24 protein-coding genes are annotated in these 26,757 nt (G+C 65.7%); 8 read left to right on the top strand and 16 right to left on the bottom strand.

Annotation, left to right across the window (positions count from 1 at the left end):
* Window positions 1–48: 48 nt before the first annotated feature.
* From LR961_RS13420 to LR961_RS13395, 6 genes are read right to left on the bottom strand one after another with little or no spacing between them, the layout of a single operon-like run.
* The gene (locus LR961_RS13420) at window positions 49–1,305 is read right to left on the bottom strand and encodes a cysteine desulfurase (RefSeq protein WP_232150225.1); all 1,257 of its coding nucleotides are present in this window, start codon (window positions 1,303–1,305) and stop codon (window positions 49–51) included.
* A complete protein-coding gene (gene sufD / locus LR961_RS13415; protein ID WP_232150216.1) occupies window positions 1,302–2,564 on the bottom strand; it encodes a Fe-S cluster assembly protein SufD in 1,263 nt (420 codons plus the stop codon). Before sufD ends, LR961_RS13420 begins: the two co-directional genes overlap by 4 nt.
* The gene (gene sufC, locus LR961_RS13410; RefSeq protein WP_232150206.1) at window positions 2,564–3,328 is read right to left on the bottom strand and encodes a Fe-S cluster assembly ATPase SufC; all 765 of its coding nucleotides are present in this window, start codon (window positions 3,326–3,328) and stop codon (window positions 2,564–2,566) included. Before sufC ends, sufD begins: the two co-directional genes overlap by 1 nt.
* Before the next feature lie 36 nt (window positions 3,329–3,364).
* Complete coding sequence (locus LR961_RS13405) at window positions 3,365–3,775, bottom strand: lysozyme inhibitor LprI family protein (RefSeq protein WP_232150204.1); 411 nt, start codon at window positions 3,773–3,775, stop codon at window positions 3,365–3,367.
* Window positions 3,772–5,247: a Fe-S cluster assembly protein SufB gene (gene sufB, locus LR961_RS13400; protein ID WP_232150202.1), complete on the bottom strand. Its 1,476-nt coding sequence runs from the start codon at window positions 5,245–5,247 to the stop codon at window positions 3,772–3,774. Before sufB ends, LR961_RS13405 begins: the two co-directional genes overlap by 4 nt.
* Window positions 5,248–5,265: 18 nt before the next feature.
* Entirely contained in the window at window positions 5,266–5,715 is a 450-nt protein-coding gene (locus tag LR961_RS13395) for an SUF system Fe-S cluster assembly regulator (RefSeq protein WP_232150199.1), read from the bottom strand.
* 293 nt (window positions 5,716–6,008) lie between these two features.
* Here LR961_RS13395 and LR961_RS13390 point away from each other — a divergent pair, with 293 nt between their 5' ends.
* Window positions 6,009–6,476, top strand: coding sequence for an SET domain-containing protein-lysine N-methyltransferase (locus LR961_RS13390; protein WP_232150189.1), 468 nt, complete (start codon window positions 6,009–6,011; stop codon window positions 6,474–6,476).
* A 138-nt stretch (window positions 6,477–6,614) separates the two neighbouring features.
* On the opposite strand, the gene LR961_RS13385 is transcribed toward LR961_RS13390, so the two are convergent.
* The 4 genes from LR961_RS13385 to LR961_RS13370 all read right to left on the bottom strand — a co-directional run bounded on the left by LR961_RS13385 (window position 6,615) and on the right by LR961_RS13370 (window position 8,569).
* Window positions 6,615–7,199 (bottom strand): DUF1439 domain-containing protein, encoded by a 585-nt coding sequence (locus LR961_RS13385; RefSeq protein WP_232150187.1) that lies wholly within the window; start codon window positions 7,197–7,199, stop codon window positions 6,615–6,617.
* 84 nt (window positions 7,200–7,283) lie between these two features.
* Window positions 7,284–7,589 (bottom strand): DUF3861 family protein, encoded by a 306-nt coding sequence (locus LR961_RS13380; protein WP_232150178.1) that lies wholly within the window; start codon window positions 7,587–7,589, stop codon window positions 7,284–7,286.
* 301 nt (window positions 7,590–7,890) lie between these two features.
* Window positions 7,891–8,289, bottom strand: coding sequence for an HU family DNA-binding protein (locus LR961_RS13375; protein WP_232150176.1), 399 nt, complete (start codon window positions 8,287–8,289; stop codon window positions 7,891–7,893).
* On the bottom strand, window positions 8,273–8,569 hold the full coding sequence (locus tag LR961_RS13370) for a hypothetical protein (RefSeq protein ID WP_232150174.1): 297 nt from the start codon (window positions 8,567–8,569) through the stop codon (window positions 8,273–8,275). Before LR961_RS13370 ends, LR961_RS13375 begins: the two co-directional genes overlap by 17 nt.
* Window positions 8,570–8,593: 24 nt before the next feature.
* On the opposite strand from LR961_RS13370, the gene LR961_RS13365 reads away from it, so the two are divergent.
* From LR961_RS13365 to LR961_RS13350, 4 genes are all read left to right on the top strand, one after another.
* Window positions 8,594–9,028, top strand: coding sequence for an OsmC family protein (locus tag LR961_RS13365; protein WP_232150172.1), 435 nt, complete (start codon window positions 8,594–8,596; stop codon window positions 9,026–9,028).
* A gap of 107 nt (window positions 9,029–9,135) precedes the next feature.
* Window positions 9,136–9,813 (top strand): glycine zipper 2TM domain-containing protein, encoded by a 678-nt coding sequence (locus LR961_RS13360; RefSeq protein ID WP_232150171.1) that lies wholly within the window; start codon window positions 9,136–9,138, stop codon window positions 9,811–9,813.
* 93 nt (window positions 9,814–9,906) lie between these two features.
* Window positions 9,907–11,592, top strand: coding sequence for an amidohydrolase (locus LR961_RS13355; RefSeq protein ID WP_232150161.1), 1,686 nt, complete (start codon window positions 9,907–9,909; stop codon window positions 11,590–11,592).
* A 47-nt stretch (window positions 11,593–11,639) separates the two neighbouring features.
* On the top strand, window positions 11,640–12,125 hold the full coding sequence (locus LR961_RS13350) for a hypothetical protein (RefSeq protein WP_232150159.1): 486 nt from the start codon (window positions 11,640–11,642) through the stop codon (window positions 12,123–12,125).
* A gap of 212 nt (window positions 12,126–12,337) precedes the next feature.
* Here LR961_RS13350 and LR961_RS13345 read toward each other — a convergent pair whose 3' ends face one another.
* Together LR961_RS13345 and LR961_RS13340 are read right to left on the bottom strand one after the other, a co-directional pair.
* Window positions 12,338–14,020: a fatty acid--CoA ligase gene (locus tag LR961_RS13345; protein WP_232150156.1), complete on the bottom strand. Its 1,683-nt coding sequence runs from the start codon at window positions 14,018–14,020 to the stop codon at window positions 12,338–12,340.
* 34 nt (window positions 14,021–14,054) lie between these two features.
* Window positions 14,055–15,899: a D-(-)-3-hydroxybutyrate oligomer hydrolase gene (locus LR961_RS13340; RefSeq protein WP_232150154.1), complete on the bottom strand. Its 1,845-nt coding sequence runs from the start codon at window positions 15,897–15,899 to the stop codon at window positions 14,055–14,057.
* 89 nt (window positions 15,900–15,988) lie between these two features.
* On the opposite strand from LR961_RS13340, the gene LR961_RS13335 reads away from it, so the two are divergent.
* Window positions 15,989–16,690 (top strand): response regulator transcription factor, encoded by a 702-nt coding sequence (locus LR961_RS13335; RefSeq protein WP_232150152.1) that lies wholly within the window; start codon window positions 15,989–15,991, stop codon window positions 16,688–16,690.
* Window positions 16,691–16,736: 46 nt separating this feature from the next.
* Here the strand turns inward: LR961_RS13335 and LR961_RS13330 are convergent, their stop codons facing one another.
* The 4 genes from LR961_RS13330 to LR961_RS13315 form a co-directional block, all read right to left on the bottom strand.
* Window positions 16,737–20,060, bottom strand: a complete 3,324-nt coding sequence (locus LR961_RS13330; protein ID WP_232150150.1) for a PAS-domain containing protein — start codon at window positions 20,058–20,060, stop codon at window positions 16,737–16,739.
* A 78-nt stretch (window positions 20,061–20,138) separates the two neighbouring features.
* Window positions 20,139–20,618: a MaoC family dehydratase gene (locus LR961_RS13325; protein ID WP_232150149.1), complete on the bottom strand. Its 480-nt coding sequence runs from the start codon at window positions 20,616–20,618 to the stop codon at window positions 20,139–20,141.
* Window positions 20,615–21,493, bottom strand: coding sequence for an alpha/beta hydrolase (locus tag LR961_RS13320; protein WP_232150140.1), 879 nt, complete (start codon window positions 21,491–21,493; stop codon window positions 20,615–20,617). The genes LR961_RS13325 and LR961_RS13320 overlap by 4 nt, the downstream gene beginning before the upstream one ends.
* A 10-nt stretch (window positions 21,494–21,503) precedes the next feature.
* Complete coding sequence (locus LR961_RS13315; protein WP_232150138.1) at window positions 21,504–23,702, bottom strand: TonB-dependent receptor; 2,199 nt, start codon at window positions 23,700–23,702, stop codon at window positions 21,504–21,506.
* Between the two features lie 157 nt (window positions 23,703–23,859).
* Here LR961_RS13315 and LR961_RS13310 point away from each other — a divergent pair, with 157 nt between their 5' ends.
* Window positions 23,860–25,263: a GntP family permease gene (locus LR961_RS13310; protein WP_232150137.1), complete on the top strand. Its 1,404-nt coding sequence runs from the start codon at window positions 23,860–23,862 to the stop codon at window positions 25,261–25,263.
* 87 nt (window positions 25,264–25,350) lie between these two features.
* Complete coding sequence (locus tag LR961_RS13305) at window positions 25,351–26,355, top strand: PHB depolymerase family esterase (RefSeq protein ID WP_232150135.1); 1,005 nt, start codon at window positions 25,351–25,353, stop codon at window positions 26,353–26,355.
* Window positions 26,356–26,757: the final 402 nt, after the last annotated feature.

Here is a 26,757-nt window from a genome sequence, read left to right as displayed (position 1 = left end):
CTGGCACAGTTGCGAAGGGGCGACAAGATGGTCGCCCGGTACCGCCGTTCAACCCAGCAGGGCGCGGACCTTCTTCAATGCTGCCATGAACGATTCGATCTCTTCATGCGTGTTGTAGAACGCGAGCGAGGCGCGGCAGGTGGCGGCGACGCCGTAGTACTGCAGCAGCGGGTGCGCGCAGTGCTGGCCGGAGCGGACTGCCACGCCCTGCAGGTCGAGCAGGGTGGCCAGGTCGTGCGAGTGCGCGCCTTCGACCAGGAACGACACCACCGCGGCCTTGTGCGGCGTGGTGCCGAAGATGCGCACGCCATCGACGCGCTGCAGTTCCTCGGTGAAGTGGGCCAGCAGTTCCTGCTCGCGTGTTTCGATGTGGCTGCGTCCCAGTTCTTCCAGGTAGTCCACCGCCACGCCCAGGCCGATGAAGCCGGCGATGTTCGGGGTGCCGGCTTCGAACTTGTGCGGGGCATCGTTGAACACGGTGCCGTCGAAGCTGACTTCCTTGATCATCTCGCCGCCACCGATGAACGGCGGCATTTCCTGCAGCAGCTCGCGGCGTGCCCACAGTGCGCCGGTGCCGGTCGGGCCGCACATCTTGTGGCCGGTGATCGCATAGAAATCACAACCGATGGCCGCCACGTCCACGCTCAGGTGCGGGGCGGCCTGCGAACCGTCGATGACGGTGACGATGCCGCGCTTGTGCGCTTCACGGCAGATTTCGCGCACCGGGTTGATGGTGCCCAGCACGTTGGAAACGTGGGTCAGCGCCAGCAGTTTCACTTCCGGGGTCATTGCCGCGTGCAGCGCGTCCATGTCCAGGCTGCCATCGGGGCTGATCTCGGCCACACGGATGGTCGCGCCGGTACGCTGTGCCACCAGCTGCCACGGCACGATGTTGGCGTGGTGCTCCATGCGCGAGACCAGGATCACGTCACCGGCCTTCAGCCGCGGCAACGCCCACGAGTACGCCACCAGGTTGATGGCGAAAGTGGTGCCGCTGCACAGCACCAGCTCATCGCTGCGTACGTTGAGGAAGCGCGCCAGCTTGGTGCGTGCGCCTTCGTAGGCGTCGGTGGCCTCGGTGCCCAGCGCATGCACCGCGCGGCTGACGTTGGCGTTGTAGCGGCGGTAGAACTCGTCCACCGCGCCGATCACCTGCAGCGGCTTCTGCGCGGTGTTGGCGTTGTCGAAATACACCAGCGGCTTGCCGTTGACCTCACGCATCAACAGCGGGAAATCGGCGCGCACGCGCTCCCAGTCGGGGGCGGTGGCCGGGGGATGGATCGGACGCGGGGAGGAGAGGTTCATGCCATGCCAGCCTGTTGCAGTGCCTGGTCCAGGTGACGGGCCAGCTTCTCGGTGAGGACCCCGTCCACGGCTGCCAGCGGCTCATGGCAGAACGCGGCGCTGAGCATGGCGCGGGCCTGTTCGGCCGGCACGCCGCGCGAGCGCAGGTAGAACAGCGCATTGGCGTCGAGCTGGCCCACGGTCGCGCCATGCGCGGCCTTGACCTCGTCGGCGTCGATGACCAGCGTCGGCTGGGTATCGATCTCGGCGTCGGCGGACAGCAGCAGGTTCTTGTTGGACAGGTTGGCGTCGGTACCGTCGGCGCCTTCGCGGATGTTGATGCCGCCATGGAACACCACGCGGCTGCGGTTGGCCGCAACGCCACGCCACAGCAGCTCGGCGCTGGTGTCGCGGGCGATATGCTCGATGCCCAGGCGGGTATCGATGTGGCGGCGGCCGGTGCCCAGCAGCACGCCGTTGGCGACCAGCTTTGCGTTGTCGCCTTCCAGCCGCACGTTCAGCTCATGGCGGCTCAAGCCCGCGCCCAGTTCCAGATCGATGCGGCGGTACTGCGCATCGCGCGCCAGCACAGCGTCGGTGCGCAGCAGCGAGGTGACGCGGGCGCTGTCGGCCTGCACGCGGGCATGCGAGAGCACCGCGTCCTGCGCCAGGTGGACGTGCACCAGGGTGTTGTCCAGGTGCGCGCTGTCGCCGGCCTGCAGGTGGTGCTCGACCAGGCCCAGCGTGGCGCCGCGGCGCAGCTCGATGAAATGACGGTGGTGCCAGGCGCGGTCGCTTTCGTCCGGGGCGCTGACGAACACCAGGTGCAGCGGCGTGGTGCTGCCGGTGCCGGCCTCCACCTGCACCAGCACGCCCTCGTCGGCGAGTGCGGCGTTGAGCTGGGCGAAGACTTCCTCGGCACGGTTGAAACGGCGGCCGAGGAAACGGGTGGCTTCCGGCTCGCTTTCCTTCACCGCCGACAGCGTGCGTACCTGCACGCCGGCATCCAGCCCGGACAGGTCGCTGTGGGCGTCGCTGGGGCGGCCATTGACGAACACCAGGCGCGGGGCCGGAATGTCGGCCAGCAGCGCGGCGTCGATGGACGGTGCCTGCAGCGGCGCGGCGGTGAAGCGGCGGCGTTCGAGCTGACGCAGCGAGGTGTACTTCCACGCTTCGTTGCGCGCGGCGGGCAGGCCGGTCTTCAGCGCGGCCTCGAGCAGCTCGGCGCGCTCGTTGCTGCCGCAGAAGCCGGCGGCCAGTGAGTCGAGCAGGGCATTCATTACTTGGCCGCCTCGCGCACCACGCGGTCCTTCAGGAAGTCATAGCCGTGCGCTTCCAGTTCCAGGGCCAGCTCCGGGCCGCCGCTCTTGACGATGCGGCCCTCGGCCAGCACGTGCACCACGTCCGGCTTGATGTAGTCGAGCAGGCGCTGGTAGTGGGTGATGACCAGGAACGAGCGCTCCGGCGAGCGCAGTGCGTTGACGCCGTCGGCCACGCTCTTGAGCGCGTCGATGTCCAGACCCGAGTCGGTTTCGTCCAGGATCGCCAGCTTCGGCTCCAGCACGGCCAGCTGGAAGATCTCGTTGCGCTTCTTCTCACCGCCGGAGAAGCCTTCGTTGACACCACGGTGCAGCAGCTCGTCCTTCAGGTGCAGCACGGCCAGCTTCTGCCGGACCAGCTTGAGGAACTGCATCGAATCCAGTTCTTCCTGGCCACGTGCCTTGCGCTGTGCGTTGAGCGCGGCGCGCAGGAAGTAGGTGTTGTTCACGCCGGGGATTTCCACCGGGTACTGGAAGGCCAGGAACAGGCCGGCAGCAGCGCGTTCTTCCGGCGCCAGCTCCAGCAGGTCGCCGTCTTCAAACTGCACGCTGCCTTCGGTGACGTCATAGCCTTCGCGACCGGCGAGCACGTTGCCCAGCGTGGACTTGCCGGCGCCGTTGGGGCCCATGATGGCGTGTACTTCACCGGGCTTCACTTGCAGCGACAGGCCCTTGAGGATTTCCTTGTCGCCGATGCTTGCGTGGAGGTTTTCGATCTTCAGCATGAGGGTGCGGTCTTCAATAAGTAGGGAGCGGGGCGATCAGAGGTCGCCTTCGGCGCGATCGATGAAGGTGGCGCGTAGCCACTGGGTGCGCTGCCGGGTGAGGTCGGCCTTGGCGGCGGAGTACAGCATCGGGTACATCGAGCCGTACAACACACGCGGGTTCTCATCCTTGCCAACCGGGTAGCGCGCGGCGATATCGGCATCGCGCAGTGGAATCCACAGGCGCTGGGCGGCGCGCAGCTTTTCCACGGCCACCGGCTGGCCCTGCAGCTGCTGCATCACCTGCCGGTACACCGCGTTGAGCTCGGCATCGGCGGCGCTGGCTTCCTGGGCGGCGCACTCGTTGATTTCCAGCTGGGTGCGGGCGTTGTCGCAGGCCTTGCCGGGTGAGGCGGCGGAGGCCGCAAGCGGCAGCAGCGCCAGCAGGAGCAGGGGCAGGCGGCTCATCCGACCGACCCTTCCAGCGAGACTTCCAGCAGCTTCTTGGCTTCTACCGCAAATTCCATCGGCAGTTCCTTGAACACCTGCTTGCAGAAGCCGTCCACGATCATCGACACCGCGTTTTCCTGGTCGATGCCGCGCGAGCGGCAATAGAACATCTGGTCGTCGGAAATCTTGGAGGTGGTGGCCTCGTGCTCGACGGTGGCGCTGGGGTTCTTCACCTCGATGTAGGGGAAGGTGTGGGCGCCGCACTTCTTGCCGATCAGCAGCGAGTCGCACTGGGTGTAGTTGCGCGCGCCATCGGCACCGGCGGCCACCTTGACCAGACCGCGGTAGGTGTTCTGGCCACGGCCGGCGCTGATGCCCTTGGAAATGATCTTGCTCTTGGTGCGCTTGCCGACGTGGATCATCTTGGTGCCGGTGTCGGCCTGCTGGCGGTGGTGGGTCAGCGCCACCGAGTGGAACTCGCCCACCGAGTCATCGCCCAGCAGCACGCAGGACGGGTACTTCCAGGTGATGGCCGAACCTGTTTCCACCTGGGTCCAGGTCACCTTGGAGCGTGCACCACGGCATTCGGCACGCTTGGTGACGAAGTTGTAGATGCCACCGACGCCGTTCTCGTCGCCCGGGTACCAGTTCTGCACGGTGGAGTACTTGATCTCGGCATCTTCCAGCGCCACCAGCTCGACCACCGCGGCGTGCAGCTGGTTCTCATCGCGCATCGGCGCGGTGCAGCCTTCCAGATAGGAGACGTGGCCACGGTCCTCGCAGATGATCAGGGTGCGCTCGAACTGGCCGGTGTTGTTGGCGTTGATGCGGAAGTAGGTGCTCAGCTCCATCGGGCAGCGCACGCCGGCCGGGATGAACACGAAGCTGCCGTCGGAGAACACCGCCGAGTTGAGCGCGGCGAAGTAGTTGTCGCCGACCGGCACTACCGTACCCAGGTACTTCTGGACCAGCTCCGGATATTCGCGGATGGCTTCGGAGATCGAGCAGAAGATCACGCCCTTCTCGGCCAGCTCCTTGCGGAAGGTGGTACCGACGGACACCGAGTCGAACACGGCATCCACCGCCACGCCGGCCAGCTTGGCCCGTTCATGCAGCGGCACGCCGAGCTTGTCGTAGGTGTCCAGCAGTTCCTTGGGCACCTCATCCAGCGACTTGTATTTCGGGCCCTTCGGCGCGGAGTAGTAGCTCAGCGCCTGCAGGTCGATCGGGGCGATCTCCAGCTTGGCCCAGTCCGGCTGGTGCATGGTCAGGAAGTGACGGTAGGCATCCAGGCGCCACTGGGTCATCCATTCGGGCTCTTCCTTCTTGGCCGAGAGCGCACGGATGACGTCCTCGTTCAGGCCCGGCAGGAACGAATCGGATTCGATATCCGTGACGAAGCCGGCGTCGTACTTGCGACCCAGCTGTTCGTGGATCTCACGGTTCGGGGTGTCGGTGGTGCCGACGTTCTCAATGATTTCGGTGGCCATCGGGCTGCCTACGTTTGTTCAGGACACGACGTCGACGCTGATGCGCCGGCGTTCGCTTGCAAGGGGAAGGGGGTGCAGCATCTGGGCAAGGGTGACGCCGCGCAGGGCATCGGCGACCACGTCGTTGATCAGCCGCCAGTTCGCGCGCACGCCGCATTGGCTGGCGATGCCGCAATGGCTCTGGCCCTGGCTGCATTCGGTGATCGCCAGCGGGCCTTCCATTGCCTCGACGATCTCGATCAGGGTGATCTCGTTGGCCGGGCGGGTCAGGCGGTAGCCGCCGCGCACGCCGCGCAGGCCTTCCACCAGTCCGGCCTGTGCCAGCGGCTTGAGCAGCTTGCTGACGGTGGGCGGCTCGAGCCCGGCGGCCTCGGCCAGCTCGGTCGCGCTCAGCACTTCGGCTGGCCGTGCGGCAAGCACGGTCATGACGACGGTGGCGTAATCGGTGAGCTTGGTGACGCGGAGCATCTCGGCGGCTGGCGATCAAAGGGGACCAAAATTGTACGCTTTGATCGCCTCCGGTCCAAGTTTTGCTGTTCAGGAAACGGCGGGATCGGGCGTGAACGAATGACGGGCGAGGAGGAGCGGGCTACCACGAAGCGCATCGGAGGCGGCCTGCGTCGTTGTCCTTGCGCATTTCTCATACCAATTAATTGGAGCCTGCCGGCCCCGCGGGGGATCTTCCAATCCTCATGTCCTGTTCCATGTTTCCCGCGCTATGGGCGAGAATCACTGACTTCCCTCAAGTTCCGGCCAGATACATGCCCAAGAAGATCCAGGCGCGCAAATCCAGCATCCACGGCAACGGCGTCTTTGCCGTGGCAGACATCAAGAAAGGTGCGCGCGTCATCGAGTACAAGGGCAAGCGTCGTACCCACGCCGAAGTGGATGCCGACGACACCGGCGATGTGGAAAGCGGGCATACCTTCCTGTTCACCCTGAATGACGATTACGTCATCGATGCCAACCACAAGGGCAATGACGCGCGCTGGATCAACCACAGCTGCGACCCGAACTGCGAGGCGGTGATCGCCGAGGCCGAAGGCGATGATCGCGCTGCCGACAAGGTGCTCATCGAAGCCCTGCGTGACATCAAGCCGGGCGAGGAACTGACCTACAACTACGGCATCACCCTGGCCGAGCGCCACACCGCGCGCCTGAAGAAGATCTGGGAATGCCGCTGCGGCTCGCCCAAGTGCACCGGCACAATGCTCCAGCCCAAGCGCTGAGCCTGGGCGGGGATCGGGGAACTGTGGTCTCCGCCGCTCGCTGATGGGCGCGCCATCGGCAGGGATTCCATCCCGGCCTGCACATACAACGAAGGCCGCTTGCGCGGCCTTCGCTCCGTTTACGGTGGGCCGATTGCTTCAGTTGCCGAGCAGGCCCTGGGGCACGAAGCTGCCCAGGTTCTTGTTGAAGTTGACTGCGATGCGGCCGTTCTCGATGCCCACCGACTCCACCTGCAACGCGCCCATCACCTGGGCGATGGCCGGGTCGATCTTGTAGATCGGCTCGCGTCGGGCGTAGTCGGCCAGCCAGCTGTTGAGCAGGCTGCGGGTGCTGGAATCCAGCTCGCCGCCGGCCATCGCCGGCTGGAACTCGTCCACGGTGGGCTGCTCCAGGTGGAAGCCCTGCGTCTGCGGGTTGTAGCGCAGGCCGCTGCTGATCTGGACGTTGCCCACCGGCATCGACGAACCACCGGCGGCCATGGCCAGGCTGAAAGCCAGGTCCAGGCGGCTGCCCTGCGGAAGGGTCAGCCGTGGTTGGCTGACGGTCAGTGCCAACAAGCCGCCCAGGGCTTTCTGCGTGCGCGGGAAGCTGCCATCCAGATACTGCTGCACGTCGGCAGCACCGACCGTGAGCTGCTGCCCTTTGACCTGTGGCGCGGCGTGGGCGGTGGTAGCCATCGCCACGCAGGCGATGACGGGCAGGAGCAGGTGGCGCAGGTTCATCGGAGGGCTCGCGGCAGTTGCATCAAGGATGGAGTACGCACGATAACCGCACCGGGTGAACGGTCAATTAGCGCCGCACCGGTATCAGTCAGTGACCTGCAGTTGCTGCAGCTTGTGCAGGAGCTGGTCCAGTTCCGGCTGCAGCGTGGCCAGCGGGCTGTCCGGCCTGGCGGTGGATTCAGCCAGGGTTTCCAGCAGCCCGGTGACGACGACCACGCTGGCGTCATCGTTGCAGGAAAGCCGGCGTTGGCTCTGCGCGGACTCGAGTTGACGCATCCAGTTGTACTGGCTGCGCTGTTCAAATTCGATGGTGCAACGACCGCTGCACTGTTTGCCGTCGGTTTCGATGGGCGTAACGGTGATGCGGTAGCGATGCTTGCTGTATGACATGTTGGCGGCATCGGTAGGGAGGGGGATGGGTGCCACCATAGGCCGGGTCCCGCCCCGGGACGAGGCGTTGAGCCAACACGCTGTGTTCCAGTGCAAAACTGGCTTCGCACATGGAACGCTGAGGCCCATGCAGCGCTTTCTGCCTGATGGCAGTGGCTGTCGGGTTCCGGCCGGCGATGTGTTCCAGCGCGGGCCCATCCGGAAAAGTGACGACCAAGTTGAGCGCTGCCGCACATCGCACGGGCAAAAAAAACGGGACGGCAGCGCCGTCCCGTTCTGGTCCGTCAAAGGCGGGCGCTGATTACAGCGCGGCGTCCTTGAGCTTCTTGAGCGGACGAACCTTCAGCTTGGTGGTAGCCGGCTTGGCGGCGAACCACTGCTCTTCCTTGGTGAACGGGTTGATGCCCTTGCGCTTCGGCTTGGCAGGCACGCTCACGGTGGTGATCTTGAGCAGGCCCGGCAGGGTGAAGCTGCCAGCGCCCTTCTTGTTGACCGAAGCGGCCACGGCGCCTTCCAGGGCGGCGAACACGGCGCGCACGTCCTTGGCAGCAACGCTGGTGGCTTCGGCGATGTGAGCAACCAGACCCGACTTGGTCAGAGCTTCCTTGATCGGCTTGGGAGCGGCCGGCTTGGCTGCAGCCTTGGTGGCGACTTTCTTCACTGCCTTCTTCGGGGCAGCCTTTTTAGCGGTCTTTGCCATGATTTCCTGTTCCATTGAACGGTTGGTTGTTGGTCGTGCCGACCCCGTCGGCAAGCGAAATGTAGGGCATCAATTGCACGCCGCCAATAGGCAATCGACAAAAAAGCCCATAAAAATTGCTTCTGAGCACCTTTGAGCCGCTCATCGATGGCAGAAGTGGCTGGAAAACAGCGCTCGACTGCATGCGTTGCGCGGCCTGCCATGGTTCGCCGGTCGGCAGCGCAGGTCCTGGTCGCCGCGCCGCACAATGCGCTAACAGTTCCTGTTCTACGCTGGCCACGCATCCACCAACAGGAGTCGCTCCATGGGTATCTCGCGCCATGCAACCGCACATTGGGAAGGTGATCTGAAGACCGGACAGGGCCGGCTGAGTACGCCACAAAGTGGCTTGATGGAGAACACCCGCTACGCCTTCAACAGCCGCTTCGGCGATGAGAAGGGCACCAATCCGGAGGAGCTGGTCGCCGCCGCGCATGCCGGCTGCTTCACCATGGCACTGTCGGCCAAGCTCAGCGAAGCCGGCTTCCCGCCCAAATCGTTGGACACCCGCGCCGATGTCGATCTGTCGATGGAAGGCGGGCCGCAGTTCTCGCAGATCCGGCTGAAGGTCAAGGCGGTGGTGCCGGGCCTGGATGAGGTGAAGTTCCGCGCGATTGCCGATGACGCCAAGCAGAACTGCCCGGTTTCCAAGGCGCTCAGCGCAGTGCCGATTACGCTGGAAACCGAGTTTTCCGCCTGATCGCGAAGCGGACGGGCAGGGCCATCGAGGCCTTGCCCGTCCGGTTCAGGGGCGTTTCACCCTGCGCGGCTGAGCATCGCGCTATTCCACCCGGGTGCGCCTTCGCCATGCTTCGTTCGCTGTCTCTTGCCGGTGTTCTGACCCTGGGCGGCCTGGCCGCCTTCACTGCATCGGCCCAGCGTTACGACGACGGCCAATATCGTCCTGATCCGCGTTACGACGATGGCCAGTACCGGCCTGCGGGCTACCCGAATGACAACAGCCCCGCCTACGACTACGCGCGCGTGGTGCGGGTGGACCCGATCATCGTTGGTCACAGCCAGGGCCAGAGCGAGCGTTGCTACCAGCGCAGCGAGGGCGACTACGTCTACGGCGGCGATGACGGCGCATACCGCAACGATGGCCGCTACGACGGTGGCTATGACAAAGGCGCTTACCGCCAGGGCACTGACTCGGGACGGCAGGTCGCCATGGTGATCGGTGGCCTGGCCGGCGCTGTGCTTGGCAGCCGCGTTGGTGGCGGTGATGGCCGTTACCTGGGCACCGCCGTCGGTACGATTGCCGGTGGCGCCGCAGGCCGGGCCATCTATGACGCCAACAGCCGCAGCCAGGACTATCGCCGTGGCGACGTGCGCGTGTGTGAGCCAAGCGGATACGGCAGTGAGCAAGAGCGTGTCGATGGCTACGACGTCACCTACGAATATGCCGGCAGGCAGTACCACACGCGGCGCGACTATCACCCCGGTGAGCGCATCCGGGTGCGCGTGGACGTGAGCGCCGACTGATTGCAGGCCCGCCAGGCGGCCCTGGACAAGTCCGGTTTGTAAGCCCAACAGGATGTCGGCATAGTCGCCGGGTCCTGTTCGGGAGTGTCCGCAATGCGCCGTGCTGCCTGTCTTGCCCTGTTGCTTCCCTGTCTGCAGTTGAGCCCGGCCCACGCCGAAGTGCGGGTGCTTGTCGCCGATACCATCCGCACCGGTGATCCGGCCCAGCCGTCGGCCGGCGCCTTGGCATGGGATACCGAAAGCGGTCGTCTGCTGGACGTGGGCAGCGCCGAGGCCATGTTGCAGTTGTATCCGCAGGCGCCGCGCATCGATGCCGGCGATGCGGTGGTGGTGCCGGGTTTGATCGATGCGCATGCGCACCTGGTCTACCTGGGCAACACGCTGGCGCAGGCCGACCTCACCGGTGCGCGCAGCCGCGCTGAAGTGGTGGAGCGGCTGAAGGCGTTCGAGAAAACGTTGGCCCCGGGCGAATGGCTGCTGGGCGCGGGTTGGGACCAGAACCGCTGGGACAACACCGCATTCCCGACCGTGGCCGACCTGGATGCGGCGTTCCCTGAGCGGCCGTTGTACTTGGATCGCGTCGATGGCCATGCCGGTTGGGTCAACAGCGCGGCGCTGCGCATCGCCGAAAAGGCGGGCAAACCATTTGCGGGTGACTGGCAGCCGGAAGGCGGGCGCATCCTGCGTGATGCCGCTGGCAAGCCGACCGGCGTTTTGATCGATGGGGCTGCGGCGCTGGTCAGCGCACACATTCCTGCACCGGATGACGCGGTACGCGAGAAGCGCCTGCTGGCCGCGTTGCAGGCGGCTGTGCGCAACGGCCTGACCGGTGTGCACGACATGGGCGTGTCGCGCGAAGACCTGGCCCTGATGAAGCGCCTGGCCGACCAGGGCAAGCTGCCGCTGCGCATCGACGCGTACGCCGACGGCAACCAGGGTGCGTTGGACGACCTGTGCCGCAACGGGCTTTACGCGCATCCGGGCGGTCGCCTGCAGATGTGGGGCGTCAAGTTGTTCATGGACGGCGCACTGGGCAGCCGTGGTGCCGCGTTGCTGGCCGACTACAGCGACGATCCGCACAACCGTGGCCTGCTGATGACCTCGCCGGTGGACTACGAAGTGGCCGTGCGCAAGGCCGACGGCTGCAAGGTGCAGGTCGCCACGCATGCCATTGGTGATCGCGGCAACCGCATCGTGCTGGACACCTACGAGAAGGTGCTGGGCACGCACAAGGACAATGACCATCGCTGGCGCGTGGAGCACGCACAGGTGGTGTCGCTGGAGGACATTCCGCGCTTCGCCAAGCTCGGCGTGATCGCCTCGATGCAGCCGACGCACGCGACCTCGGACATGGGCTGGGCCGAGCAGCGGGTGGGGCCGGAGCGGGTCAAGGGCGCCTACGCGTGGCAGCGCTATCTGCACAGCGGCGCGCGACTGGCGTTGGGTTCGGACTTCCCGGTCGAGCAGGTGGACCCGCGGCTGGGCCTGTATGCAGCGGTGACCCGCCAGGATCGCGAAGGTCAGCCGCCCGGCGGTTGGCAGCCGGAGCAACGCCTGAGTGCGGCCGAGGCACTACGCGGTTTTACCAGTGACGCGGCGTGGGCCGGCCATGACCAGAGCGAAGTCGGCACGCTGGCGCGTGGACTGCGCGCCGATTTCGTGGTGCTGGACCGCGACCCGTTGACGATGCCCGCCGAACAACTGGATGAGTTGAAGGTGCTGTCGACCTGGGTGGATGGCGAGCTGGTTTACAAGATGGTCGCTACGCCTGAGGGCTGAAAGCTGCCGCACCTGCAGGAGCCCAACCAGAGTGGTGAGGATCGCCCATGGCCAGCGCCAGATTGCCAACCGCGTTGACAGCTAACTTCGACAAACTCATCGATTCCGATGATTTTCCCGCTGCGCGTGCGCTGATACAGCCTCTGCTTTCCTCCGGTGATGCTGAAGCACTGTTCTTGTCTTCAACAATCTCTCTTTCAGGTGAAGATCAAGATGGTTTTGAGATTCGCAGTTTGATGGACTTGAGACGTGCAGCAGCCAAGGGCTATGCGCCTGCTGTTTACAGACTTGGTTGCTATTACAGGTTCGGGGATTTTGTTCAACGCGATGACGGCGTTGCAGCGGGCTATTTCAGGGAGGCTGCGGATGCTGGCCTTCCTGCCGCGCAGTATGAATATGGTCTTTGCCTCCTTCGGGGGAAAGGGGTGGCAAGCGATCAGGAAGCAGCATTGCGTTTGGTGCGAATGGCCGCGTTTGGTGGTGATGAGCTCGCCTTGCACTTCCTGCTGAACGAGAGCAGTGATACCGGCTAGTTTCGAATGTCGTTCGGGAAATTCCAGGAATGCTGCTGTGCCGCTTTCGCCTTTGGAGCGCGTTGCCGAAACTGGAGAGTTCGAATTTGGGGCCAAGTCATAAGAGATGCGGCTTGCCCCTTATCCCGAGACGATCGCCCGAGGTCAGATGTAAGCGCTCAGCGCCTGCAGGACGGAACGCCCGTCCTGCAGCGAGGGGTTCCCCTGCTGGCCTACTGTTTTCCAGCGCTGACGACGGCACCTTGATCTGCCGGAAGGTCGTGCAGATCACGTAGCTTGCGCTTGTTGATCTTGCCCACGCTGGTGCGTGCTATCGCATCGACAAACCGGATCCGTTCCGGGATCGCGTAGCGGGAGATGTCGCCGGAGCGGCTGCGCGCGGCGACCAGTTCGATGATTTCGGCTTCGGTCAGTACGCTGCCTTCGCGCTTGACCACCAGCGGCAGTGGGCGCTCGCCCCATTTGGGGTCGGCGATGCCGATGACCGCGACCTCGCTGACCTCAGGGTGCATCGCGATGATGTCTTCCAGCGCGAGCGAGGAGATCCATTCGCCGCCGGTCTTGATGACGTCCTTGATGCGATCGGTCACGCGCAGGTAGCCGCCGGCATCGATGTTGCCGATGTCGCCGGTGTGCAGGTAGCCGCCGGCCCATAGCGTGGCCGATGCCGCCGGGTCGTGCAGATAGCCTTGCGTCAGCCACGGCGTGCGCACGACCACTTCACCGGTTGCATGGCCATCGTGGGCGACGTCGTTCATGTCCTCATCGACGATGCGCAGGTCCACCAGTGGCACCGGGATGCCCGCCTTGGTCCGCAGCGACAGTTGCTCGTCCTCGGAACCGGCCAGTGCCTCGGTATCGAGCTGGGCGAGGGTCAGCAGCGGGCAGGTCTCGGACATGCCGTAACCGCCGAAGATGTCGATGCCGCGCGCCAGTGCCTGCTGCGCCAGTGCGCGTGGCAGCGCCGCGCCGCCGATGACGACTTTCCAGTTGCGCAGGTCGGTCTGTGCGGAGGCGGGATCGGCGAGCAGCATGTGCAGGATGGTCGGCACGCAGTGCGAGAAGGTCACCTTCTCCCGGCGGATCAGTTCCAGCAGGCGACCCGGCAGGTAGCGGCCCGGATAGACCTGTTTGATGCCCATCAGTGTGGCCACGTAGGGCAGCCCCCAGGCATGGACATGGAACATGGGCGTGATCGGCATGTAGACGTCGTCGCGATGCAGGCGACCTTGCTGGTGCGCGCTGCCCAGTGCCGCCATCGCCGCCAACGAGTGCAGCACGAGCTGGCGGTGGCTGAAGTAAACGCCCTTCGGCAGGCCGGTAGTGCCGGTGGTGTAGAACGTGGTGGCGCGGGTGTTCTCGTCGAAGTCGGGGAAGCTGATGACCGGTTCGGCCTGGCGCAGGCCCGCTTCGTATTCCGTCGCAAAGCCGTCGGGCAGCGGGCCGCCTTCGTCGTCCAGCAGGACGCGTGTGCGCAGGTCCGGCAGTTGCTCGGCGATGCCGTCGAGCACCGGCAGGAACTCGCGGTTGGCCAGGATCACCCGGGCGCCGCTGTGGTTGAGCGTGTAGGCGATCTGTTCCGGCGCCAGGCGAATGTTCACCATCATCAGCACCGCGCCGATCATCGGTACGGCGAAATAGCTTTCCAGATAGCGATGGCTGTCCCAGTCCATCACCGCCACCGTATCGCCGGGTTTCACCCCCAACGATTGCAGCAGGCCGGCCAACTGGCCGATGCGCGCATGCAGGGTGCGGTAGTCATGGCGCACGTTGTCGCCATAGACGATTTCCTGCCCGGGGCAGGTCGCCAGGGGCGTGTGCAGCAATTGCTTGATCAGCAGCGGATAGGCGTAAGCACCCGCATCGGACGGGTTTGACGGCGGTGTGGAGGGCATCGGGAGTTCCTGGGGGAGCAACGCGGTGGCCGTGTCAGCGGCCGGATGCGGAGGGAATCGAAAGCTGCGCGGGCTGCAACGGGGCTTCCGCGCGCGGTGTGGTCTGGATCAGCGCATCCTGCGGAAGGCCGCGTGCCGGGTCCTCAAGGTGATTCCACACCTGGTCCATCGCCGCGAACAGGTAGGGCAGCAGCGGCACATAGCGCTTGCGGTAATCCGGGAAGGCCAGCAGCGAGTCGAAATGCTGTGCATTGGTCAGGCGCCAGTAGGCGATCTGCGCGCCGGCCGCACGCGCCAGCGGTACGTAGCGGTCGCTGGTCAGGCTGATCGGCACCAGCCCATCATCGATGCCGTGGATGACCACGATGGGAAGCCCGGTGCGGGGCGCCTTGGCGGCGGCGCGGGCGATGCCGGCGCGTACCCGCTTGGCATCGGCGCTGTCGCCGGTGGAGAGCGAACGCAGGCAGCTGAGCCCGCGCAGCGGATCATTCGGTGCCTGCGCCGCATTGCCGTCCACCAGCATCACGCCGCTGCCCGGCGGGATGCCACCGGCTTCGCCCCACCAGCTCGCGCGCAGTTCGGCGCTCGCAGTGCCCGGTTTGCCATCGGCAGCGGTGGCCGAGAACGTGTAGCCGCAGGGATGTTGGCCAGCGGCGTAACCGCCGTAGGCCGATGCGTAGGTGACTGCGATGGCGCGCCACAGGTCGAAGCCGGTGGAGAATGCACCGGCGCGCAAGGCGCCTTCGCTCAGGCCTGCCTTGGCAAGTTGCTCACGGGCCGAGTGCGCTTGTGCCTGGGTGTCCTCGCCCTGCACCAGCCCGGCCGTGCGCAGTGCCGCGCATTGCTGTGTCCATACCGGCCGTGCCTGTGCCTGCACCGGCGGCTGCGGCAGATCATCGACCGCCAGCAGGGCGCAGGGCATCAGCAGCGCGGCCTGGGTCACGAAGTCGTAGAGCGGCGCTGCGCCGGCGACCGACACATTGGGTTCGCCGGCCACCATCGCGTCAAACCAGTTGCCTTCGATCTCGGCAGCGCGCAGCACCGCACCACCGCCGTTGGATACGCCCACGCCCAGCGTGCGTGTGTTGGCCGGAGTGAAGGGCGCCGACTGCGGATAGGCGCGATCGAGGGCCTGCAGGCCGAACTGCACGGCTTGTACCAGGTGCTGGCCCCAATCGGCTTCCGGGTTGTCGCCCGAATGTGCGTGTTTGAACGCGACGCCGTGCGCGGCCGTTCCCTTGGCGGGGGCGAACGCCAGCGCGCCATCGGCAGCCGGGGTGCCATCGGCCTGGAAGCCAGTACCCGCGTCCAGATCGTAGTAATCGCTGCCGGCGCCCTTGTCCGTGTAGGCAACGGCGCAACCGTGGGCCAGGCCCCAGCTGCCGGCCACGGAAATCGCGCCGTAGATGCCGCGCGAACCGGAGGACGCCGTCGCTACCAGGCAGCGGCGTGCGGGATCGAAGTTGTCCGGTATCTGCACCAGGACACGATGCGGCTGGCTGGCGCCAGGGATGCGGCCGTAGGCGGAGAACTCGCGGCCCGGTGCGGACTGGAGCGTGCCGTAGATTTCGCCGAAGCCGCCACCCGGGGTCAGGTCGGCGATGCCCCGCCAGCTGCTCCAGATCGCACGCCGCCTGGCCTCCCCGGCCGTAGGCGAGGCGGGGTTGGCGAATGCGGGAGCTACGCTGGCGCGCAGCCCTGCAAGCCCAAGCCCGGCCGTCATCAGGTCATCGCCGCCGCGATGTGGCGTCTCGCGCCATTGTTCGAACACCGGCGCGGCGGCCGGCGCGCGGGGATCGGCGGCATCCGCGACGGAGATGCTGCCCGCGAAGATCGGCAACATGGCGCAAAGCAGGGAAGCACGGCGGGAAGTATTCATCGCTGCACACTATCAATCCGGTCTGGAGATACCAGCGTACCTAGGTACCCGTGCTCAGCCGCGATGGGATTTGCTAACCTCGGCCCGAGATGCCAACCCTGCTCATCGCCGATGACCACCCCTTGTTCAGAGCCGCGCTGCATCGCGCGGCCGACGAGGCGGTGGTCGATCTGCAGATCAGCGAAGCCGATTCGCTCGATGGCGTGCTTGAGGCACTGGAGAACCAGCAGATCGACCTGATGCTGCTGGACCTGCACATGCCGGGCAATCACGGCCTTGCCGGCCTGGCGACGATCCGCGCATTGCAGCCGGGGCTGGCGATCATCATCGTTTCGGCCAACGAAGAGCCGCAGGTGATCCGCCGCGCCATCGACCTGGGTGCGGCTGGCTACCTGCCCAAGAGTTCAGGGCTGGTGGATCTGCAACAGGCGTTGCAGACCGTTCTCGATGGCGAGCGCTGGATACCGGCGATGCTGCGCGAAACCGTCGCGCGGGTGGCGCCCTTCAGCAAGGACGCCGACCTGGCCGCACGCCTGTCCAGCCTGTCGGCGCACCAGTACAAGGTGCTGAGCCTGGTGGCCGAGGGGCTGCTCAACAAGCAGATCGCCGACCGCCTGGGCGTGCAGTTGCGGACGGTCAAGGCGCATATGACGCGCATCATGGGCCGGCTCGGTGTGCGCAACCGCGCACAGGCCATCCGCGTCCTGCACGAGCTGGGCCTGACCGATGCCTCGCGGCAGATCGACGATGTCCAGGAACTGCGGCTGCGCGAACAACCCGAAGACGCCTGAGTTGACTGCCTGCCGTTGTTGATCAACGGCAGGCAGCTGCGCCTGCCTACGTGCCTGCCGTGGCCGCGCCACGTGTGGCGAGCAGGTGGTTGATCGCCCAGCGCAGCGCCAGTGGTTTGAACGGCTTGTTCAACAACGACAGGCCGGCCTCACGCACCGCTTCACGGGTCTGGCTGCCGGTATCGGCGCTGAGGATCACGGTAGGGCGCTGCCCATGCGCGGCAGCCAGCCGGGTCCACAGCTGGACGCCGGTATCGCCATCGTCCAGGTGGTAGTCGAACAACCACAGGTCCGCGTCGCGGGCCGACGCCTCGACGGCATCGCCGTTGGGCACCGCGGTCACCTCGCAGCCCCAGGCCAACAGCATCTGGCGCATGGCTTCCAGCGCGTCGGGATCATTGTCGATCACCAGCACCCGCGTCCCCTTGATGGTGCTGGTGGTGGCCTGCGGTTCGCTGCGCGAAGGCTGGACCGGATAGGCGCGCGATACCGCGATGGCGAATGCCGAGCCATGGCCGATCACGCTGTGCAGGGACAGCGGTGCGTGCAGCAGGCCGGCGATCCGGTGGGCGATGGCCAGCCCCAGGCCCAGCCCCTGGCCGTTGCTGCGATCGCCGCGCTGGAACTCCTCGAACACGACCGTCTGCTGTTCGGGCGCGATGCCCGGGCCGCTGTCGTGTACGCCGATGGACAGCGTGTCGCCTTGGCGACGGACGCCCAGCAGCACGCCGCCGCTGCGGGTGTAGCGGATGGCATTGGCCAGGAAGTTCTGCAGTACGCGGCGCAGCAGCAGCGGGTCGCTGTGCACCCAGGCGCGCGTAGGGACGTAGCGGAACTGCAGGCCGCGTGCGGCGGCCAGCACGGAGAACTCCTGTGCCAGCGGGTCGAGCACGTTCGACAACGCGAACGGACGCGGATCGGCGACCAGACCGCCGGCCTCCAGTCGTGAGATGTCGAGCAGGCCCGAGAGCAGGTCATCGGTGGAGTCCAGTGCGCCACGGATCTGGCGCAGGAAGCTGTCGAGGAACTCGGACTCGATGTGCTGTGACATCGCATCGGTGAGCAACTGCGCGGCGTGCAGGGGCTGGATCAGGTCGTGGCCAACGGCGGTCAGGAACCGGGTCTTGGCCACGTTGGCGCGCTCGGCCTCGTGTACGGCCAGCTCCAGGCGCGCGGTGCGATCCTGCACGCGGCGCTCCAGGGTTTCATTGCTGCGCTTGAGGGCGTCCTCGGCGCGCCGGAACGCGGTGACGTCGGTGAAGGTGGCGACATAACCGCCGCCGGGCATCGGGTTGCCGCGGATCTCGACGATGGTGTCGTCGGGGAATATGCGCTCGGAAAGATGCGGTGTACCGCGGCGCATGTGTGTTACCCGCCGGTTCAGTGCCTTGGCCGGTGTGTCGCCCGGTGTGCTGCCGATCTTCAGCTGCCCCAACGCCCATGCGGTGAGATTGGCCACCGGCTGACCGACCTGCAGCAGTTCGGGTGGAAATTTGAACAAGGCCGCGTAGCGGCTGTTCCACGCAACAAGCTGGAGCTGGGCATCGACTACGCTGATGCCCTGGCTCATGTTTTCCAGTGCTGCTTCCAGCAGCCGCTGGTTGAAGCGTAGTACCTGGGTGGCCTCGCCGACGGCGCGGGTGACCGCTTCCAACGGCGCCGCGCCGCCATCGCGTGCGGCCTCGACCAGCAGCCGTGCCATGCCCGCGCCCACCACGGCGGTCAGTTCGCGCTCGATGGCGGTGACGCGTTGGTCATCGAGCATCTGCCCGGCATGCCCGGCCATCAGTTGCCGTGCGCGTTCCTGGCCGAGGAAACGTCCGGCGGTCTTGCGCATCGACGCTGCAGCCACGCCTTCGCGCCGCTGCGGCAGCGAGGGCCGCACCGCGCGTGCCGTGACCGCGATGGTGAGCAGGTTCACCAGCAGGCTGGTGCCCATGCCGATGGCGATGTGCCCGGTCTGTATCCGCAACGGGAAGAACAGCATCCAGTGCAGTCCGTCCGAGGCCGGCGGCGGCGACATGATCATCGGCAGCAGCACCAGCCACAGCCATACCAGCGAACCGGTCACGATGCCGGCGATGATCGCCGGCGACGGCGTACGCGGGCGATACACCGCCAGCAGCACGGCCGGCGCCAACTGGGCCAACGCCGTGAACGACATCAGGCCGAAGTCGCTGAGCGCTTCTGTTCCGCTCATCGCGCGGCTGTACAGCCACGACATCAGGAACACGGCAAGGATGCCGCCACGTCGGAATGCCAGCACGCGGGGCCGCAGGTCGGCGCCGGCATCGCCATGCATGCCGCCCAGCAGGCGCGAGCCAAAGCCGTGGTTGCCGAGCATGATCGACAGGGTCAGCCCCGACAGGATCATCATGCCGGTGGCGGCGCTCAGACTGCCGAGGTAGGCAAGCAGGGCCAGTACATGGTGGCCGGCGGCCTGCGGCAGCATCAGCACGTACACGTCGGGCGAAACCGACTGGCCCAGCTGGGCGGCTCCGGAGAGCGCCATCGGCACCGAGGGCAGGCCGATCAGCAGCAGGTAGAGAGGAAACAGCCAGCGGGCGGTCTTCAGGTCGGAGGATTGGCGCAGTTCCACCACACCGACGTGGAACTGGTGGGGCAGGGTGAAGGCAGCCATCGCCCCCAGCGCGACCATCGTGATGAAGTCCGGCACCACCGCAGGCGGCGCCAGCTGCAGCATCTTGTCCAGCAGCGGAGCGTCCGCGCGTATCGACAGCGCCGCATACAGGCCGATGGCGAGTAGCGCCGCCAGTTTGAGCAGCGACTCCAGGCCCAGCGCCACCACGATGCCGCGATTGTGCTCGGTTGCCGACGCCTTGCGCGCCCCGAACAACATGGTGAACGCCGCCATCGTCAACGCGAACCAGAACGATACGTCCGGCTGGCTGCCGCCGGCCGTGACCTGGTCGCCGAGCAGCGCGCCCAGGCCCTGGCTGATCGCTGTCAACTGAAGTGCGATGTAGGGAATGATGCCGAACAGGGCGACCAGGGTGATGGTCATGCCCAGTCCCTGGTCAGTGCGCAGCCGTGCCACCACCAGGTCGGCGATGGTTGCACTGTTGTGTTGCTTGGCCAGCCGTCCCAGTTGTGCCAGGAACGGCAGGCCGAAGGCGAAGATCAGGGCCATGCCGATCAGCGTCGGCGGGATCGCAAAGCCCCATTGCGCGCCTTGCGAGGCGGCCCCGTAGTAGGTCCATGCGGTGCAATGCACGGCCAGCGACAGCGAGTAGATGACCGGCCAGGCACGCGAAAGACGGTGACCCTGGCGCTCGCCCCACAGCGCGACACCGAACAGCAGCACGGTCCAGGCAAGGCAGGCCAACAGCACGATGGAGGGCGTCAACATCGCTCCAGTGTAGAGAGAACAGCCATGCTCATGCGCGGGGTCCGGCGCGGGAACCCGTCGTGCAGCCGGCGATGGACGTCAGGGCTCGACCACGATCAGCGACAGGTGTTCGGCGACCAGGGCCACCTCGCCAGCGGGCAGCAGTTCAACCGTCTTGTGCTGGGTCAGCAGCCATTGCCCAGGTTGCCGGCATTCCAGCGAGGCCAGCCGCGAGCGCACCCGGATAGCCGAACCGCTGGGCACCGGGGCAAGGAAGCGCACCTTGTTCAGACCGTAGTTGAGCACGCGGGCGATGCCGGGGAAGCCGACCAGCGCCGCCACGTCTTCCTCCACGGTGAGTGAAAGCAGCAGGAAACCATGGGCGATGGTCTGCCCACCCGGCAGTTCGGTAGCTGCGCGCTCCGGATCGACGTGGATCCAGTTGTGGTCACCGGTGGCGTCGGCGAAGGCATCGATGCGCGACTGCGCCACCTGCACGCTCGCGCCCAGCCGTTCGGTCGCAGCCCATTGTCGCAGTGCTTCCAGTGCGGGTGGGATGTCGGTGTTGGTGGTGCTCATTTCACGCGCTCCAGAAGGGCGAGGATCGCGTCCTTGGCCACAGGCTCGGACAGCGTCGGGGCGTGGCCCACATCGGGTACTTCGACCAGGCTCGCGTTCGGCGAGGTTGCGGCCATCTGCCGTGCGACCTCCGCCGGCAGTATGTCCGACAGCGCACCGCGCACGACCAGTACTGGCGCACGGCTGGTCAGCGAGCGTACCGCGCGCCACAGCACCGGCCGCAGCAACCACAGCACCCAGGGCCGGGTGGTGCGGATGATGGCCGGGTCGTAGTCCAGCTCCAGCAGGCCGTCGTCGCGCTTGCGGAACATGCGCGAGGCCATTGCCCGCCAGTCGTCACTGGTGAAGCGCGGGAAGGAGGCCTTGCCGATCGATTCGGCGTAGGCAGCTGCCTGCTCCAGATCCATCGGTGGCAGGGTCTTGCCGGCGTACTTGCCGATCCGCGTCAGGGCTTGGCGCGGCACCTTGGGCCCGGCATCGTTGAGCACCGCCGCGGCGATCAGCCCGGGCGTGCGCGAGGCAACGGTGATGGTGACCAGCACGCCGAGCGAGGTGCCGATGAACACAGCCTTGTCCACGCCCTGGGAGTGCAGCAGCGCGGCCATGTCGTCGGCGTAGACCCGCGCGTTGTAGCTGGTCGGGTCGGTCGCGCGGGCCGAGCCGGCCCGTCCACGCAGGTCAACGGCAAGCACGCGCCAGCCGCCAGCCGACAACAGCTGCGCGAGCGCATCGAAGTCGGCGGCGTTGCGGGTCAAGCCCGGGATGCAGACCACCGTGCCGCGCGGGGATGTCCCCGCGTCGGCCGGATAGTCGCGCGCATGCAGACGCAATCCATCGTTGCTGTTCCAGTACAGATCATCGTAAGGCTGCGTCATGCGGTGGTTCCTAGAAGTCGTAACGAGCGCTGAGGCTGTACTGGCGTGGCGGGCCGTAGAAGCCGATCAGCGTGCCGACCGCCGGGATGTTGTAACCGGTGGTCCGGTACTCCTTGTCGGCCAGGTTGCTGCCTTGCAGGGAGAACGTCCAGGCGTCGTTGAGCTTCCAGATCACGCCGGCATTGACCAGGCCGTAACCATCCTGCTTGATCACCGGGCTGAGGTCGGTGGTCGGCCAGACTTCGCTCTGGTAGCTGTAGCCGACCCGGGCCGAGAGATTGCTGCCGTTGGACAGCTCGGTACGGTACTCCACGTTCAGGGCGCCCGAGAATTCCGGCGCATTGGTGAACTTCATCTGGTCGGCGACGTTGACGCCGCGATCCATGTACTCGTCGTACTTGGTATCCAGCCAGGCAAGGTTGCCGGAGAAGAGCCAGTTGCGCGTCGGCAGGAACTGATACTCGACTTCCACGCCGTTGACCGTACCGGCACCGGCGTTGGTGAAGTCACCGAAGAAGGCGTCGTTCACGCCATCGCCATTGGTATCGATGCCGGTGAACACCGACAGCTGGATGTCCTCGTACTTGTTGTGGAAGGCCGACAGGTTCAGGAACAGGCGCTGGTCGAGAAAGCCCATCTTGCTGCCGATCTCGAAGCTGTCCACGGTCTCGTCATCGAACGGCTCGGCCGAGCGGGGTACCGCCACGGCATTGGCGCGGATGTTGTAGCCACCGGACTTGAAGCCGCGTGTTGCCAGGCCGTAGATCATGATCTCCGGGGTGATCTCGTAATCCAACGACACCTTCGGCGAGACGTTCTTGAAGTTGGTGGTCTTGTCGAAATCGGCCGCGACCGCGATCGGCCGGGTGAAGCTGGCATCGGAATAGAAGCGGTTCAGCACGATCGCGCGCTTGTCCTCGTCCGTGTAGCGGGCGCCGACGTCGAGCTTGAGCTTGTCGGTCAGGTCGAAGGTCCAGTCCGCATACAGCGCGATGCTGTCGGTCAGAACCTTGCCACGCGTGTCGCCGAACTGCAGGTTGAAGAAGTTGTTGCGGATCTGCCCGCCTGCTTCACCGCTGAACTGGTACAAGCCCACCACGCCGCGCGCGCGTCCGCCGGCATCGTAGTTGACCTGCACTTCATTGCTGACCTGGCTGTCCTCGTAGAAGCCGCCGACGTCGGCCAGCTTGACCGGCGTGGTATCGAAGTCGATGTTGGAATGGCTGTCCGATTCGCGCTTGGCGACCACGTACTTCAGTGCCCAGTCTTCGTTGGGCCGCCAGTTCACCGTGGCCGAGGCACCCTTGGTCTCGACGCTGTTGAGGTTGCGCATGCCCGAGCGGATGTCATAGCGGTCATCCATCGGCGGATAGGCCGGCGTGAACCGGTTGGGTTCCAGCATCTTCGAGCCGCGCATGCCGGATTGGTCATCGGCCCAATCCAGTGCGAACTGCACGTCGAAATCATCACCGGCGTAAGCGCCCAGATTCAGTCGCGCCGAGTTGACCTGCTTGTCGCTGACAGGCTGGTTGGTGAAGGTGTTTTCGCCAAAACCGTCGTGGTTCATGCTGGCCACCGCGATGCGTGCGCGCAGGCCGCTGTCGGGTCCGCCGAGCGGGCCGCCGATGGCCGCCTTGGCGTCGAGCTGGCTGTAGTTGCCCACGGTGATCTGGGCGAAGCCCTCGGTCGTGGTCGGCAGGCCGCGCGAGATGTACTTGATCGCGCCACCAATGGTGTTCTTGCCGTACAGCGTGCCCTGCGGGCCGCGCAGTACTTCGATGCGCGAGACGTCGAACACATCCAGCAGGGCGCCCTGCGGACGTGCGATGTAGACGTCGTCCAGGTAGATGCCAACGCCCGGGTCCGCGCCCCAGGTGGGATCGGACTGGCCGATGCCGCGGATGTAGGCGGTGACGGTGCTGCTGGCGCCGCGCGCTGCGTAGATGGTCAGGTTCGGGACCTGTCCATCCAGGTCGCTCAGATCCTGCACATTCAACTTGTCCAGGGCCTCGGCAGTGAACGCCGTGACCGCCACGGGAACTTCCTGCAGGGTTTCCTCGCGCTTGCGCGCGGTCACCACGATGGTGTCCAGGTTGGTAGCCGAAGCGCCCCTGTCCGCCGATGGCGCCGGTTGCGGCGCCTCCTGTGCCAGTGCCGGCCCGGAGGCCAGCAGTGTGCCAATCATCAGGCTCAAACAGTTCCGCTTCATTCGGTCCTCCCCCAGGCAATGTGCGTTGCAGATGGCCCATTGCCACCCGTGGAGCCTAGGCTAGCGGCGTGCCTGCACTCCAGCGAGTGGACCTAGGTCCAGTCGGCATCGGCCACCAGATCCGGATACTTGGCGCCTTCTCAACTGGAAGCGCCGTATGTCGTTACTGATCGTACTTGCAGCGCTGGGCTTCCTCATGTTGGTGGCCTACCGTGGCTACAGCGTGATCCTGTTCGCGCCCATCGCAGCGCTCGGGGCGGTGCTGCTGACCGACCCGTCGCTGGTGGCGCCGATGTTCACCGGCCTGTTCATGGACAAGATGGTCGGCTTCCTGAAGCTGTATTTCCCGGTGTTCCTGCTGGGTGCGGTGTTCGGCAAGCTGATCGAGCTCTCCGGTTTCTCCAAGTCGATCGTCGGTGCGGCGATCCGGCTGTTTGGTCCGCAACGGGCGATGTTGTCGATCGTGCTGGTGTCGGGCCTGCTGACCTACGGTGGCGTCTCGCTGTTCGTGGTGGTGTTCGCGGTGTATCCGTTCGCTGCCGAGATGTTCCGTCAGAGCGATATTCCCAAGCGTCTGATTCCGGCCACGCTGGCGGTGGGTGGTTTCAGCTTCACCATGGATGCGCTGCCCGGTACGCCGCAGATCCAGAACATCATTCCAACCACGTTCTTCGGCACCGATACCTGGGCCGCACCGGTGCTGGGCATTCTTGGCAGTGTGTTCGTGCTCGCGGTGGGCATGGGCTACCTGGAATGGCGCCGTCGCTCGGCCGTGGCCAACGGCGAGGGCTATGGCGACCCGGCGACGCTGGTCAACGAGCCTGCACCGTTCGGCGGCACAACGCTGGCCAATGCCGGTGTGGCGATCCTGCCGTTGGTGCTGGTGTTTGTATCCAACAAGCTGCTGACGCTGGGCATCCCGCACTGGTACGGCGCCGAGCACAGTTTTGTTCCGGCGGTGCTGGGCAAGGCCGCGCCGGTCGTGCAGGAAGTGCCGAAGATCGCGGCGATCTGGGCGGTGGAAGGCGCGCTGCTGGTCGGCATCGCCTCGGTGCTGGTGCTGGCCTGGCGCCCGGTGGTCAGCCAGTTTGCCGAAGGCACCAAGACCGCCATCAGTGGCGCATTGCTGGCGGCCATGAACACCGCTTCGGAGTACGGCTTCGGTGCCGTGATCGCGGCTTTGCCGGGTTTCATGGTGGTGGCTGACGCGTTGGGTTCGATCAAGGACCCGCTGCTGCATGAGGCGGTCACTGTCACTGGCCTGGCCGGTGTTACCGGCTCGGCATCGGGCGGAATGAGCATCGCCCTGGCGGCGATGTCGGAAACCTTCATCGCCAACGCGCAGGCGGCGGGCATCCCGATGGAAGTACTGCACCGCGTCGCGTCGATGGCCTCCGGCGGCATGGACAGCCTGCCGCACAACGGCGCGGTGATCACCCTGTTGATGGTGACCGGGCTGACCCACCGGCAGGCCTACAAGGACATTTTTGCCGTGACGATCATCAAGACCCTCGCGGTGTTTGTGGTGATCGGCATCTATTACGCCACCGGTTGGGTTTGACCACAGCGTTTCAACACCTGCTGGACGCTTCGTCCAACGGGCACTTCGGTACGACTTCATCCACGACTCACGCATGAGGATATGGTTATGAAATCTGGCATCGATACGATCAAGGCGGGCATTGCGTTTCTTTTCGCATGGATTGCGCTGGCCGGTAGCGCGCATGCACAAACGGCGGCCGGGCACTGGGATATTGGCCTGTACGGGAATCTCTACGGCAGTCGCGAGTACCAGGTATGGGTGCCTGCCGGCTACGACCAGACGCGGCCGCTGCCGTTGTTGCTGGTGCTGCACGGTTGCGTCAACGGGCCGAACCTGATGGGAGAAGCCTCGGGCTTCAATGACGTTGCCGACACCGAGGGCTTCATCGTGGTTTACCCAAGGCAGAACGTTACCGCCAACCCGGCGCGTTGCTGGAACTGGCAACTGCCAATCAACCAGGCGCGTGGCAGCGGTGAGGCATCGATCCTGGCCGGCATCGTGGATGCGGTGAAGGCCGGTTACGCGATCGATCCGCGCCGGGTCTATGTCACCGGCATTTCGGCAGGTGGTGCGATGACCTCGATCATGCTGGCCTGCTATTCGGATGTGTTTGCAGCCGGTGCGGTGCATTCCGGCGGCATGTACAAGGGGGCGACCACGGTATCGGGCAGCGCCTACGCACTGCTGGCCGGCAGCATCTACTCGCCCGACAGCAACGGGCGGCTGGCCTGGCAGTGCTCGGGTTCGCCATCGCCGCGCCCGCTGCCGGTGCTGGTGTTCCATGGCAGCGTCGATGCCACGGTCAATCCGGTGAATGGGCAGCAGGCCGTGCGGCAGTTCCTGCAGACCAACGATCTGGCCGATGACGGCGTCGACAACGACTCGGTCAAGTACGTACCGACCAGCACCATCAATGCCCAGGTGCCGGGCGGACGCGCCTACACCATCGACAACTACAACTACGGCGGGAAACTGCTGGCCCAGCACTACGTCGTACACGGCATGGGCCACGCCTGGAGCGGCAGTGATTCCGGCCTGCCTTTCACCGATCCGCAAGGGCCGGATGCGACGTTGATCACCTGGTTGTTCGTGAAGGGCTATACGCGGTGATTGGCTGAAGCGGGTTGCTTTCCGAGCGACGTTGGTTCCCGGCCATGCTGCCGGGATAGCCGGGAACGCACATCGCAGTACCTTCTCCCGCGAGCGGGAGAAGGTGCCCCGCAGGGGCGGATGAGGGCGCTGTTTTTTTTTGGAGATCACTCGCACCGGGCTGTTCCCACTTCGGACGCTGTCCGCAACTTGGTTACTTCATCTGTTCCCCATGCGCGCTCACGCCAACCCCCGCTCCGCGCCCCGGCCCTTGCGCTGACGCAAGGGCGTTCGATGGACCGCGAACCGATGGTTCGCAAGCGGCCCCTCTCACCCCGCCAGCGGGAGAGGGGCTTTGGTCAGTCGGGTAGCGGGCATGCATGTGGTGAGCATTGGGCATCGGTCGCAACGATCGTGGCCCGC

Origin of the sequence: Stenotrophomonas sp. SY1, assembly GCF_021202945.1 — a bacterium.
In the GTDB taxonomy this organism is placed as follows: Bacteria; Pseudomonadota; Gammaproteobacteria; order Xanthomonadales; family Xanthomonadaceae; genus Stenotrophomonas.
The sequence above is the reverse complement of the archived record's forward strand: the minus strand, read 5'-3'. Positions and strand labels throughout refer to the sequence as shown.